9 protein-coding genes are annotated in these 14,100 nt (G+C 37.0%); all 9 read left to right on the top strand.

The features are described 5' to 3' along the window. Positions 1-251: 251 nt before the first annotated feature. The 9 genes from secA to CWS01_RS19035 all read left to right on the top strand — a co-directional run bounded on the left by secA (position 252) and on the right by CWS01_RS19035 (position 13,754). The gene (secA, locus tag CWS01_RS19080) at positions 252-2,771 is read left to right on the top strand and encodes a preprotein translocase subunit SecA (protein WP_101178800.1); all 2,520 of its coding nucleotides are present in this window, start codon (positions 252-254) and stop codon (positions 2,769-2,771) included. Between the two features lie 194 nt (positions 2,772-2,965). Next, positions 2,966-4,076 (top strand): peptide chain release factor 2 gene (prfB, locus tag CWS01_RS19075; RefSeq protein ID WP_101178799.1). Its coding sequence is split into 2 segments (ribosomal slippage): positions 2,966-3,037 and positions 3,039-4,076, totalling 1,110 coding nucleotides; the frame shifts between segments, so codons are not numbered across the junction. 537 nt (positions 4,077-4,613) lie between these two features. Continuing rightward, positions 4,614-5,432 carry a YitT family protein gene (locus CWS01_RS19070; protein ID WP_235852117.1) on the top strand — a complete coding sequence of 273 codons (819 nt, stop codon included), beginning with the start codon at positions 4,614-4,616 and terminating at the stop codon, positions 5,430-5,432. Positions 5,433-5,484: 52 nt separating this feature from the next. After that, positions 5,485-5,796, top strand: a complete 312-nt coding sequence (gene cccB, locus CWS01_RS19065) for a cytochrome c551 (protein ID WP_101178797.1) — start codon at positions 5,485-5,487, stop codon at positions 5,794-5,796. A gap of 841 nt (positions 5,797-6,637) precedes the next feature. Next, a complete protein-coding gene (gene ftsE, locus CWS01_RS19055; RefSeq protein ID WP_101178795.1) occupies positions 6,638-7,324 on the top strand; it encodes a cell division ATP-binding protein FtsE in 687 nt (228 codons plus the stop codon). Next, positions 7,314-8,207, top strand: coding sequence for a permease-like cell division protein FtsX (gene ftsX, locus CWS01_RS19050; protein WP_101178794.1), 894 nt, complete (start codon positions 7,314-7,316; stop codon positions 8,205-8,207). The genes ftsE and ftsX overlap by 11 nt, the downstream gene beginning before the upstream one ends. A 157-nt stretch (positions 8,208-8,364) precedes the next feature. After that, a complete protein-coding gene (locus CWS01_RS19045; RefSeq protein ID WP_101178793.1) occupies positions 8,365-9,771 on the top strand; it encodes a murein hydrolase activator EnvC family protein in 1,407 nt (468 codons plus the stop codon). Positions 9,772-10,384: 613 nt separating this feature from the next. Further along, complete coding sequence (locus CWS01_RS19040; protein ID WP_213083742.1) at positions 10,385-10,726, top strand: ArsR/SmtB family transcription factor; 342 nt, start codon at positions 10,385-10,387, stop codon at positions 10,724-10,726. A 646-nt stretch (positions 10,727-11,372) separates the two neighbouring features. Next, a complete protein-coding gene (locus CWS01_RS19035; protein WP_235852116.1) occupies positions 11,373-13,754 on the top strand; it encodes a heavy metal translocating P-type ATPase in 2,382 nt (793 codons plus the stop codon). Positions 13,755-14,100: the final 346 nt, after the last annotated feature.

The raw sequence follows: 14,100 nt of genomic DNA, 5'->3' as shown, positions 1-14,100 counted from the left end.
AGGCGATTTTTTATTGTCGCTAACAAGATTTTCCCTGTCTATTTGTTAACAAAACTGCCAAATCATTTTCATCCATTTTTAATAATAACGAAGTATTATTAATCGGATATAACCAGAGTTTCTATAAAAAGTATTATTTTGCAAAAGAAAAAAGCAAAAGCAGTTGGTGGAAAAAAGCGGTAAATGATAATGCTTGCCATCGGATAAACAAGATTTTTTTTCCCATAACCATAATAAAGGAGCGTTATTTAATGCTTGGAATTTTAAATAAAGTATTTGATCAAAATAAGCGGGATTTGAAAAAACTCGCAAAAATTGCCGAGAAAGTGGAATTGTTAGCAGAGGAAACCGCTAAATTAACGGACGAGCAATTAGTAGAAAAAACAGAAGAATTTAAAGAGCGCTATCAAAAAGGCGAAACCTTGGATGATTTGCTTGTGGAAGCATTTGCCGTAGTTCGTGAAGGAGCAAAACGTGTACTAGGATTATATCCATATACTGTTCAGCTGATGGGGGGAGCGTCCCTTCATGATGGAAATATTTCCGAGATGAAAACAGGGGAAGGGAAAACATTGACGGCTACTTTGCCTGTTTATCTTAATGCCCTTTCTGGAAAAGGAGTCCATGTTATAACAGTCAATGAATATCTGGCAACACGTGATGCTTCGGAAATGGGACAGCTATATGAATTCCTTGGTCTGACAGTTGGTTTAAACTTAAATGGCATGTCAAAAGAAGAAAAACAAGCTGCTTACAATGCGGATATTACGTACGGAACAAATAATGAATTTGGTTTTGATTATCTCCGTGACAATATGGTGTTATATAATGAGCAAAAAGTGCAAAAACCATTATTTTATGCCGTAATTGATGAAGTGGATTCCATCCTAATCGATGAAGCGCGTACACCATTGATTATTTCCGGTTCTGCCCAAAAATCTACACAATTATATGTTCGAGCAAATACGTTTGTTAAGAGCCTAAAAGTAGAAAAAGACTATATTTATGATGAAAAAACAAAAGGTGTGCAGCTGACAGAAGAAGGAATGTCAAAAGCAGAACGTGTTTTCCAAATTGAGAACTTATTTGATGTATCCAATGTGGCCATTAACCACCATATTTCTCAAGCATTAAAAGCAAATGCCAGCATGCATAATGATGTCGACTATGTGGTGCAAGACGGAGAAATCGTTATTGTAGACCAGTTTACAGGCCGTTTAATGAAAGGCCGCCGCTATAGTGACGGGCTTCATCAAGCAATTGAGGCGAAGGAAAATTTAGAAATTCAAAATGAAAGCATGACGTTAGCTACCATCACTTTCCAAAACTATTTCCGTATGTATGAAAAATTAGCGGGGATGACTGGTACAGCAAAAACGGAAGAAGAAGAGTTCCGAAATATTTATAATATGAGTGTTGTTGTTATTCCAACAAACAGAGACATTGTCCGTGATGATCGTCCAGATTTAATTTATGCGAGCATGGATGGCAAGTTTAGAGCGGTAGTAGAAGATATTGCCGAAAGACATAAAAAAGGACAACCAGTATTAGTAGGTACGGTTGCGATTGAAACATCCGAAATCATTTCCAACTATCTTTCTAAAAAAGGCATTCCTCATAATGTCCTGAATGCGAAAAACCATGAAAGAGAAGCAGAAATCATTGCAAATGCCGGGGAAAATGGTGCTGTAACAATTGCAACAAATATGGCCGGCCGTGGTACAGATATTAAATTAGCTGAAGGCATCAAAGATCTTGGAGGTCTTGCCGTAATTGGTACAGAACGTCATGAAAGCAGACGTATTGATAACCAGCTTCGCGGTCGTTCTGGCCGTCAAGGAGATCCAGGTGTGACTCAGTTTTATCTTTCTATGGAAGATGAATTGATGCGCCGATTCGGTTCAGATAATATGAAAAACATGATGGCAAGATTAGGCATGGATGACACTCAGCCTATTCAAAGCAAAATGGTTTCACGTGCCGTAGAATCTGCTCAAAAACGAGTGGAAGGCAATAACTTTGATTCTCGTAAACAATTGCTGCAATATGATGATGTTCTGCGCCAACAACGGGAAATCATTTATACACAGCGTAATGAAGTGTTAACTTCCGACAATTTGCGTTCGATTGTAGAAAAAATGATTAAATCTTCCTTAGAGCGTAATATAGGGGCACATACACCAGATCATGAAGATCAAGAAGCATGGAACCTGCAGGCAATTGTCGATTATGCGAATGGAAATCTTCTTCATGAAGGAGAATTGGAAGCTAGTGAAATTCGCGGCAAAGACAGTGAAGATATTGTTGAAATAATCTATGCAAAAGTAGTAAAAAATTACGATGAAAAAGAAGAAAAATTATCGGCAGAACAAATGCGTGAATTTGAAAGAGTTATTGTGCTTCGCGCTGTTGACAGCAAATGGATTGATCATATTGATGCAATGGATCAGCTGCGCCAAGGGATTCATTTACGTGCATACGGTCAAATTGATCCGCTTCGCGAGTATCAAGGTGAAGGTTTTGCAATGTTTGAGGAAATGATTATTGCAATTGAAGAAGATGTTGCTAAATATGTCATGAAAGCAGAAATCCGCAACAACTTAGAGCGTGAAGAAGTCATGAAGGGCCAAGCCGTTAATCCAAAAGAAGATGGAGAAACGACACCGAAAAAACGTCCTGCTACGAAGAAAATGGATGTAGGCAGAAATGCACCATGTTTTTGTGGAAGCGGAAAAAAATACAAAAACTGTTGTGGGAAAAATGTACAATAAGTGTTAGAAAACTTGTCTCTTCTTGCAGGAAGAGACAGTTTTTTTGTTCATAAGAATTTATTGGCTAAAAAAATGATCAGAAATTGGGGAACTTTTCACCAGTGCATGCATTTTTTTGTGAAAAGCCATATAATACTATAAGGTAGAAAACTACAGCCATTAATGGACTATATTTAAATAAAGGGTGACAGTAAATGGAATTAGCAGATATTCGCAATGAGTTAGAAAAGATAGAGGTAACACTAGAAAACTTTAGGGGGTCTCTTTGACTTAGAAAATAAAGAGGCTCGCATCGCTGAATTAGAAGATGAAATGCTTCATCCAAATTTTTGGAATGATCAGCAGGCAGCACAAACGGTTATTTCTGAAAGTAATGCATTAAAAGACCAGGCACATGAATTCTATAAATTATTTGAAGTATATGAAAACCTGGAATTGACATATGAGCTAGTGAAAGAAGAAGATGATGCAGAGTTGCGAAGTGAGCTAGAAGAAGAACTAAAAGATCTAGTAAAACGTTTAAGCGATTTTGAATTAAATCTGTTGTTAAGTGAACCATATGATAAAAATAATGCAATTCTAGAGCTTCATCCAGGTGCTGGAGGAACAGAATCCCAAGACTGGGGCAGTATGCTTCTTCGCATGTATACTAGATGGGCAGAGAAAAAAGGCTTTAAAGTAGAAACATTGGATTATCTTCCTGGAGATGAAGCGGGAATTAAAAGTGTAACATTAGCGATTAAAGGACATAATGCTTTTGGCTATTTAAAAGCGGAAAAAGGGGTACACCGTCTTGTTCGCATCTCTCCATTTGATTCATCAGGCCGAAGACATACAAGCTTTGTATCATGTGAAATAATGCCTGAATTTAATGATGAAATTGAAATTGAAGTGCGTACAGAAGATTTGAAAGTTGATACGTACCGTGCAAGTGGAGCTGGTGGTCAGCATATCAATACAACAGATTCTGCTGTTCGTATTACCCATATGCCAACAGGAGTCGTGGTTTCTTGTCAAACAGAACGTTCTCAAATTAAAAACAGAGAAACAGCGATGAAAATGTTGAAGGCAAAATTGTATCAAAAGAAAATTGAAGAAAAAGAAGAAAAATTAGCAGAAATCCGTGGCGAACAAAAGGAAATTGGCTGGGGAAGCCAAATTCGTTCTTACGTGTTCCATCCATATTCGATGGTAAAAGACCATCGTACGAATACAGAGGTGGGCAATACCCAATCTGTAATGGATGGCGATTTAGATGTGTTTATTAATGCTTATTTGCGTTCAAAATTAAGTGTAAGTGAATAATAATCGATTAAAGTCATCGCTATGTCAAAGCAGCGATGGCTTTTTCCTTTTTTTGAAGGCTCTTTTCTAAAAGATTGTTGTTTTTAAATAAGCTTTGTTTACTCAAACCGCTGCTGATAAAGAAGATGATTGAAGCGGAAGGTGCGAGACTCCTGCGGGAATGGCGGGACAGGTGAGACCCCGCAGGCGTGAAGCGCCGAGGAGGCTCATCGCTCGCCCCGCGGAAAGCGAGCATCCTGAAGCGGAAATTACCTAATCTTTTTTAAATAAATAGCAACAAAGTTACGAAAATAGCCTTTTTGAAAAAGATACATAATCATGTCTCATCAGTAAAAAAGAAGAAAAATAGCGGTTTTATCCCTTTACCACGCTAATTTAATGCGGTTTACACCTGTTTTAATGGATGATATACTCTCTGCTTGGGAAATGATAAGAAAAGAGAGAAGTCGGTATAGCAATGTTTTAGCGTGTTATCTGTCAAAGAAGACGTGCTTAACCTATCTATATCGTCCATTATTTAAAGAGGTGTTAAGGAAAGTGAAAGTTCGTGAGTATATTTATGTGTTAATTGGTGCGGCAATTGTTGCGTTAACCTTTAATCTGTTTTTATTGCCAAACCAAATTGCATCTGGTGGAGTAAGCGGGATCAGCACCATTTTAGAAGCGAAACTTAATTGGGAGCCTGCTTTTGTTCAGTGGGCATTTAATATTCCATTATTTATAGCAGGGATTATCTTATTAGGGAAAAACTTTGGAGTAAAAACATTGGTTGGAACGATATTTCTTCCCTTTGTTGTATATTTATCAAAAGATTTGGAGCCATGGACACACGAGCCCCTTTTAGCTTCTATTTATGGGGGAATTGGAATTGGACTCGGCATTGGTATTGTTTTTAAGGGGAGAGCCTCTACCGGAGGAACAGATTTAGCGGCGCAGATTATTAATAAATATACCGGAATATCATTAGGCAATTGTGTTGCCATAATTGACGGTTTGATTGTTGTTACGGCAAGCATTGTTTTTAGCATTGAGCAAGGTTTATATGCACTGATTGCCTTATTTGTAACAAGCAAAACAATTGATTTAGTGCAAATTGGAATGAGAAACTCGAAAATGGCGCTTATTATAACAGAAAAACAAGAAGAAGTGCAAAGCGGAATTTTAACTAAAATCGATCGTGGTGTAACAAAATTAACAGCACATGGTGGATATACAGACTTTGAACGGCCAATTTTGATGTGTGTTGTTGATCAATCAGAATTCACCAAATTAAAGTCACTTGTTCAGTCTATTGATTCCACTGCATTTGTTATTGTAATGGATGCATCAGAAGTATTAGGCAAGGGTTTTAAATAATGGAGGAATTGGTATAATAAAGACAAGATCTGCTTAAAAGGGAGATGCTTGCATGAAAAAATTAATGATGCCAACCATTATCTTTGCTTTTTTTCTTTTAGCTGGCTGCGGCAATAATGAGGATTCATCTTCAAGTTCTGCAAAAGCAGGAGATCCAGAAAAGCTGTATAATCAAAAATGTTCCGTATGCCACGGCAGCAATTTAGAAGGCGGCGGCGGTCCTAATTTACAAGCTGTTGGGTCTGAGTTGTCAAAAGAAGATATTGAGAAGATTATTCTTGAAGGCAAGGGCAATATGCCTAAAGGTGTATTACAAGGAAAAGATGCAGAAGCAGTGGCCGAGTGGCTGGCTGACAAGAAATAAGGAAAAAAAGTTTTATTTTTAAAATGGCAAGTTTGCTATTTTACAGAATAAAACTTTTTTTATTTAAAGGCTGCTTTCTAAAAAAATGTTTTTTTTTGGATAGTTTCCATGAGTAAATCCATAGTTAAAATAGGTTAATTGGAGTGAAAGGTGCGAGACTCTGGGATTAGCGGGACAGGCGATACGACGAGGAAGCCACCGCCCGCCCCACGGAAAGCGAGCATCCTCGAACGAAAATCAACCTGCTCCGTTAAAAGCAACAAAGTGTACGAAAACAGCCTATTTAAAAGAGTTGGTTATAAAAATAGGATGGATAAAAGGAAGCAGGAGATAAAGGGAACGGAGGTATTTAATAGATTAGGCTGAAGAAAGAGGTAATAAATGATATGATATTTGTTAAAGCGTGCATGTAAATATTACCTTTTTATTACAAATGAATAAGGTCTAAATACCTATAATTGTGCAGAAATAAGGAGAAAATAGATGGAATATGGTGTTATTTACATGGTAATATTAATTAATTATTAAAAAAAAGTATATTAATAGATGTTTGAAAAGAAAATGTAATAATTTTTTCCGTTAACTTGTTGTAGGTTAATGATATAATAACTTGAGTAACGAAGGGAATTTGTTTTTTTATTCCTTTCTTTTGACTGGAATTTGTCGAATGATGTATTTATCGTGTAAACTTTGTCAGTAAGACTTTATAGAAAAATAGAAACTTAACTCTCGGCAGCTTAACAAGCCAACAGGGAGAAGGCTGGTTTCTTTTATCGTGCAAAAAATTCAGGAATTTATATAGCAAATGTTTCTAACAAATAATAATCAGGTGTGATAATAGATGATAGAAATGAAAAATGTAATGAAAAAGTATCCTAATGGCGTAATTGCTATTAATGGATTAGATATTAAGATCAAACAAGGTGAATTTGTTTACGTTGTAGGTCCAAGTGGCGCAGGGAAATCTACTTTTATTAAAATGATGTATCGGGAAGAGAAGCCGACACAAGGAACGATTATGATAAATGGCATTAACTTGGCAAAGTTAAAAATGAGCAAAGTGCCGATGTTAAGAAGAAATATTGGAGTTGTTTTCCAAGATTTTAAATTGCTGCCGACATTAACGGTATATGAAAATGTTGCTTTTGCGCTTGAAGTAATTGAGGAAAATCCAAAAAATATTAACAAAAAAGTAATGGAAATATTGGATCTAGTTGGCTTAAAGCATAAAGCAAAAATGCTGCCAACAGAACTGTCTGGTGGGGAGCAGCAGCGTGTCTCAATAGCACGATCGATTATTAATACACCAAAATTGGTTATTGCAGATGAACCAACTGGTAACCTTGATCCGGAAACATCTTGGGATATTATGAATCTGCTAGAGGAAATTAATAATAGAGGAACAACAATTATTATGGCAACACACAATAAAGAAATTGTTAATACGATTAAGCATCGTGTTATTGCCATTGAAAGTGGAAGAATTGTTCGGGATGAGCAGCGAGGTGAATACGGATATGAAGGCTAGAACGTTTCGCAGACATGCAAGGGAAAGCTTTAAAAGCTTATTTAGAAATGGATGGATGACATTTGCATCCATAAGTGCTGTAACTATTACGTTAGTACTTGTTGGCGTCTTTTTCGTCATTATGATGAATTTAAATAAAGTAGCAACAACGATTGAAGAAAATGTGGAAATTCGTGTGCATATTGATGTTGCAGCAACAAAAGAAGAGCGGGCTACACTTGAGGAACAGATTAAAAATGTATCAGAAGTCAATACGGTGAAGTTTTCTCCAAAAGAAAAAGAATTAAACAATTTAATTGATAGTTTAGGAGAAGACGGAGATGCCTTTAAGCTGTTTGAACAGGATAATCCATTAAATGATGTATTTGTTGTCAAAACAAAAGATCCAGCAGATACCATTAAAGTGGCGGACAAAATAAAAGGTTTTGATCATGCAGCAAAAGTGAAATATGGACAAGGATCTGTTGAAAAACTATTTAAAGTGACAAGTGTCAGCAGAAACGTAGGAATCGTGTTGATTATTGGACTGTTGTTTACAGCCATGTTCTTAATTTCTAATACGATTAAAATTACGATTGTTGCAAGAAGACGCGAAGTTGAAATTATGAAATTGGTAGGTGCAACAAACTGGTTTATTCGCTGGCCATTTTTCCTTGAAGGAATGTGGTTAGGTATTTTAGGTTCGCTTATACCAATTGGAGCAGTGTCAACCATCTATTATTATTCATACCAATATTTACAGCCAAAATTGGCTTCAAACTTTATTCAAATACTTGATTTTACTCCATTTGTTTATCAAGTATCTGCCCTATTGATTGTAATGGGAGCAGTAATTGGAGTATGGGGAAGTGTAATGAGTATCCGCAAGTTTTTACGGGTTTAATAAATTAAGAGTAACTATTATGCTAAAGAATGTGTCCCACATTATGGCTATTTTATAATGTGGGACATTACTTAGTGCAAAAAATGTCGAAAAGTACGCTTTTTTAGCGATTAAATAAAGTGAGAAAATAGCAACTCGGTTGAAAGGAGATCTCAGCTTGAAATCAACAGTAGTTAAATTATCAGTAGTTGCTGCATTAGGAATTAGCGGCATACTGACACAGATGCCAATAAAAAATGTATATGCAGCAAGTTCTTTAAATGACCTCAATGAAAAAAAACAAGATATCGAAAATCAACAAAATGATGTCCATTCCAAATTGAATGATGCCAATGAAAAAATAACAGATGTACAAGAGCAGCAAACAGATGTAGAAAAACAGATCGAACGATTAAATACGGAAATTTCCAGTACACAAGTGAAGATTATCGAGAAAAAAGAGCAAATAGCAGGCACGAAAGAAGAAATAACAAAACTAGAGGCACAAATTAAAGAAGTGAAAAAAAGAATTGAACAACGAAATAAATTGTTAAAAGAAAGAGCAAGAGCATACCAAGAAACGGGTGGTGCTGTTAGCTATGTTGATGTATTAATGGGTTCTCAAAGCTTCAGTGACTTTATCGATCGCATGGGAGCAGTTGCTACAATAGTAGAAGCAGACCAAGATATACTTCGCGAGCAAGAGGCAGATAAAAAGCTATTAGAAGAATCACAGGCGGAATTGAAAACAAAGTTAAGTTCTCTTGAAACATACTTAAGTGAATTAGAAAGCATGAAGTCTAGCTTAAATGCACAAAAGAAAGAAAAAGATGAACTAATGGCAAAATTAAAAGAAGAAGAAAATCATATTCATGCAGAAATGATGTCATTAGAAGAAGAAGAAGCTATTCTTGCTAGCCAAAAATCAGCGATGGAAAAGGCGATTACACTAGAAAAAGAACGTATAGCGGCTGAAGCAAAAGCTGCAGAGGAAGCAAGAAAGAAAAAAGCGGAAGAAGCGGCGGCAGCTGCAGCAGCTGCTGCGAAAAAGGCAGCAAGCACTCCTAGTCCTAGCAGTTCAAGTTCTAGCAGCTCTGCAAGCACAAGCAGCAATTCAAGCGCATCTAGCAGTTCTGCAAGCACAAGCAGTTCCACAACAGCATCCGCACCGGCAGTATCAGCCGGCAGCTTTACAAAACCTGCAAACGGCTATCTTTCATCAGGTTTAGGTCATCGTTGGGGCACTTTTCATGCTGGTGTAGATATTGCAGCAAGTGGTACTGTACCAATCGTTGCAGCAGCAGATGGTGTAGTTATCCGTTCCTATACATCTAGCAGTTATGGAGAAGTAATTTTTATCTCTCATTCAATAGATGGACAAGTATATACAACAGTGTATGCTCATATGAGATCTGGAAGCAGAGTTGTAAGTGCTGGCCAAGTAGTGAAAAAAGGACAACGAATCGGGACAATGGGCAATACAGGAGATTCTACAGGGCAACATTTGCATTTTGAATTGCATAAAGGACAATGGAATGCAGCAAAATCCAACGCGATTAATCCAGTAGGTATTGTTCCTCTTTAAAAGAGCGCATTTTATGAAAAAAACAGTCTATAATATTATAGGCTGTTTTTTGTTGTTCTTATTTAGTAACATACCCTTATTCCGCAGAAACTACACATAAAAAAAGGGAAAGTAAATAAAAGGAATGGTTTTGGATGGTAGCAAGCTTTCAACAAATAGTTTGCAAATCATCTTATGTTATAATAAAAAAAATGCTTTTTTGAACTACCCACCACTTAGCTAATGCTTGAAGTAGGGGATTCCTACGAATACCAGTGTATCCACCAGTTATGGAGTAGACTCTACCCGTAGTCCCTACGGTGAAAACTTTTAGCATCTTGTACGCTGATTTCTCATGCAGCCTACTTTAGCTTGGTTTTCACAGTTTCGGTATGCGTGGGCAATTCGAATGTGGAAGATTTTACCTAGCAGACGCTTTTCCTGCTAGAACCCCTATATCCGTTTTCAAAGAACAACTTACGGAAAAAAACATAGCACGTTTGTTTGTATTTTTCAACCGTTTAGGCTTAAGCCTACCGACATTCATCTCCCGCTTACTCATCGGGCTACGCCATTCGCATTCGTTGAAGTGGGAGTCTTTTGTCGGGAAATGATAAAAAGAGGAGTTATAGTTATGAGCAACTTCGATAATGAGGAACAAAATCAGCCGATGGAAAGTGGAAATAAGCGACTGGATGAAGAAACTTTATTCATCGTGTCGCAGACATTTAAAGCTTTGTCAGATCCGACAAGAATTAAAATTCTTCATCTATTGTCAGATAAACCCCATTCTGTTAACGAAATAGCAGAGAACTTACAGATGCTGCAGTCAACTGTTTCTCATCAATTAAGGTTTTTGAAAAATCTTCGACTAGTAAAATATCGCCGGGAAGGCACTACCATGATTTATTCTTGTGATGATGAGCATGTAATGAGTGTTTTGCAGCAAATGATTGACCATGCAATGCATCACTAAAACTAGGTGGTGAAAGATAAATAGGATTATAAGGAAAGAACTAGGGGAAAGGAAGAGTTATAGACCTTTTCCTTTTTTATTTAGGCTGTTTTCTAAAAGATTGTTGTTTCTCGGATAGTTTCCATGAGTAAATCCATGGTTAAAACAGGTAGATTGGAGGGGAAAGTGCGAGACTCCTGTGGAATTAGCGGGACAGGTGAGATCCCGTAAAAGGCCACAGCCTGCGGATGCTCACCGCCCGCCTTACGGAAAGTGAGCATCCCTTCACTGCAATCAACCTACTCCTTTAAAGGCAACAAAGTTTAAGAAAACAGCTTTTATTTATCACGTATTAACGGGCTTTTGGCCCCTAGCTAAGGGATGATAAGAGAAAATGAGAAATCTAGGTGGGGAGAAACTTACTGAGTAAAAGCCTAACTGAAGTGTCACTTTCATAAGTAGTAAAATTCCACTTGATAGGGAGAACGAATGAATAATGTTTAGAAAAATAAAAATAATAAGGGATATTTATTGACAATTTTCATAAATGTTTCATATAATAAATATGAATATATGAGTATTTGTTCATATAATGAAAACACCTAATAAAAACGGATTTTTTATAGATGGATGTAAAACCAAATTCTGTGAGAAAGAGGAGATTATTGTGGAGGAAGGGAAGCAGTTAACGAAAAAGGAATTTACTTTAGCTGGACTTGATTGCGCCAATTGTGCAATGAAAATTGAAAAAGGTGTAGCCTCCATTTCAGGTGTGGATAAATGCTCTGTAAACTTTGCAACACAGACTTTGTCCTTATCAATGAAGCAAAGAGATGAAGCAGAAATTATAGAAAAGGCGCAAAAAGAAATTAGACGCTTAGAACCCCATATTAAAGTGGAGGAAAAGCAAAAAGGGCATATATCCTCGGCAACTTTTTTACTTGAGGGATTAGATTGTGCTAATTGTGCGGCGAAAATTGAAAAAGAAGTAGGAAAACTCGATGGAGTTGCATCAGCTTCAGTAGATTTTGTTTCTAAAAAATTGACGATAGAAGCATCTAATCACCAGTTGGAGGCAATGCAAGAACAAGCGGAGAAAGTAGTTGAAAAGTTGGAACCCCACGTACATGTTCTGCCATTAGAAAAGGAAAAACATCATCATACACATGCTCACGATCATAGCCATGAACATGGGGCAGGACATACGAAAAAGATGATAGTGCGCTTAAGCGTGGGCAGTATAGTAGCCGCCATCGGAGTATTTGCTCCATTCTCTGTTCCTTTAGAATTTCTTTTCTTTTTCGCTGCTTATTTAATTATCGGCGGAGATATTGTATGGCGTGCAGTAAAAAACATTATTCGCGGTCAAGTGTTTGATGAACATTTTTTAATGGCAATTGCAACAATTGGAGCATTTGCTGTCGGGCAGTATGCAGAAGGTGTCGCGGTTATGCTGTTTTACCAAATTGGTGAATTATTTCAAGGAATTGCCGTCAATCGTTCCCGGAAATCAATCAGCAGTTTAATGGATATCCGTCCAGATTTTGCAAATGTAAAACGAGAGGAAACATTTCAAAAGATTTCACCTGAAGATGTGAGAATTGGCGATATTATTCTTGTGAAACCAGGTGAAAAAATCCCCCTTGATGGCAAGGTAATAGAAGGAGCATCCATGGTTGATACTTCTGCATTAACAGGCGAATCTATTCCACGGGATATAAAAGCAGGAAGTGATGTGTTAAGCGGATTTATTAATAAAAATGGCGTTTTAACAATAGAGGTAACAAAAGAGTTTGGAGAATCAACTGTTTCAAAAATTTTAGATTTGGTGCAAAATGCGAGCAGCAAAAAGGCTCCTACAGAAAACTTTATCACAAAATTTGCCCGCTATTATACACCAGTTGTTGTTATTATTGCTTTTTTATTAGCTGTTGTTCCACCATTAATTATAAGTGGGGCAACATTCTCCGATTGGGTATATAGAGCGCTAATCTTTTTAGTGATTTCATGTCCATGTGCCTTAGTTGTTTCCATTCCCCTTGGATTTTTTGGAGGAATTGGAGCCGCATCAAGCAGAGGAATTCTCGTGAAAGGAAGCAACTATTTAGAAGCATTAAACGATGTGAAATATGTTGTTTTTGATAAAACAGGAACATTAACTAAAGGTGTTTTTGAAGTAACAAAAATTCATGCTGTCGAAGGTGTGACACAGGATGAAGTGCTGCAAAATGCGGCATTTGCAGAAGTGCATTCCAATCATCCTATTGCTGAATCGATTAGAAAAGCATATGGAAAAGATATCTCAGAAAACAGCATCAGCAGCTATAATGAAATTTCTGGCCATGGAATGGAAGTAGTGATAGAAGAAAAAGAAATACTTGCTGGCAATCGGAAATTAATGAGTAAAATGAATATTCCGTTTTTAGAAAGCGAAGAAGTTGGCACAGTTGTTTATGTTGCTGTGAATAAAATCTTTATCGGCTATATCGTAATTTCTGACCAGCTAAAAGATGATGCGAAAAAGGCGATTCAATTGCTGAAAGAGCTGAATATGAAAAAAACAGTCATGCTGACAGGTGATGCATTGGCTGTCGGAAAAAAAGTCGCTAAAGAACTGGCGATGGACGAAGTGTATGCAGAGCTATTGCCCCAGCATAAAGTCGAACAAATGGAACAATTGGATAGAACCAAGCAAACAAATGAAAAGATTTTATTTGTAGGAGACGGCATTAATGATACACCAGTTTTAGCGAGGGCAGATGTTGGCATGGCGATGGGAGGATTAGGATCAGATGCTGCCATTGAAGCAGCAGATATTGTCATTATGACAGATGAGCCTTCTAAAATAGCGACAGCAATCAAAATTGCAAAGAAAACGCGCAAGATTGTTTGGCAAAACATTATTTTTGCCCTTGGAGTAAAAGCTGTGTTCCTTTTGCTTGGAGCATTTGGTATTGCAACTATGTGGGAAGCTGTTTTTTCAGATGTTGGTGTGACATTGCTTGCTGTTTTGAATGCAATGAGAGTATTAAAAACAAATGATCTATAAAAAGAGTTATCCAATAAGCCGATGTTTGGTCTATTGGATAGCTCTTTTTTAGATTTTAAGCTTATATTCACTTAATTTAAATACGAATAAAAGGAGGGGGACGGCGAATAAAAGGAGAGAGATGGCGAATAAAAGAAAGGGGACGGCGAATAAAAGAGGAGGACAGCGAATAAAAGAAAGGGGACGCAACTAAAATGGGAGCTCAGTAGGACATCGGAAAGTTATTTGTTGGGTGAATGAGGTTTTGCCATCCCATAAAATAATAGCCATTTCTAGGAGTATTTCTTTTTTCATTCAATAGATTTTCCCCTTTTTAATAGGATTACATGTATTTCTTCATAACTTG

The organism is Niallia nealsonii (assembly GCF_002835805.1).
Classification (GTDB): domain Bacteria; phylum Bacillota; class Bacilli; order Bacillales; family Cytobacillaceae; genus Niallia; species Niallia nealsonii.
This window is presented reverse-complemented; position numbering and strand designations above follow the sequence as displayed.

Coding starts and splice junctions, on each gene's coding strand:
- secA (WP_101178800.1), top strand. CDS start 252: ATGCTTGGAATTTTAAATAAAGTATTTGATCAAAATAAGCGGGATTTG.
- cccB (WP_101178797.1), top strand. CDS start 5,485: ATGAAAAAATTAATGATGCCAACCATTATCTTTGCTTTTTTTCTTTTA.
- ftsE (WP_101178795.1), top strand. CDS start 6,638: ATGATAGAAATGAAAAATGTAATGAAAAAGTATCCTAATGGCGTAATT.
- ftsX (WP_101178794.1), top strand. CDS start 7,314: ATGAAGGCTAGAACGTTTCGCAGACATGCAAGGGAAAGCTTTAAAAGC.
- CWS01_RS19040 (WP_213083742.1), top strand. CDS start 10,385: ATGAGCAACTTCGATAATGAGGAACAAAATCAGCCGATGGAAAGTGGA.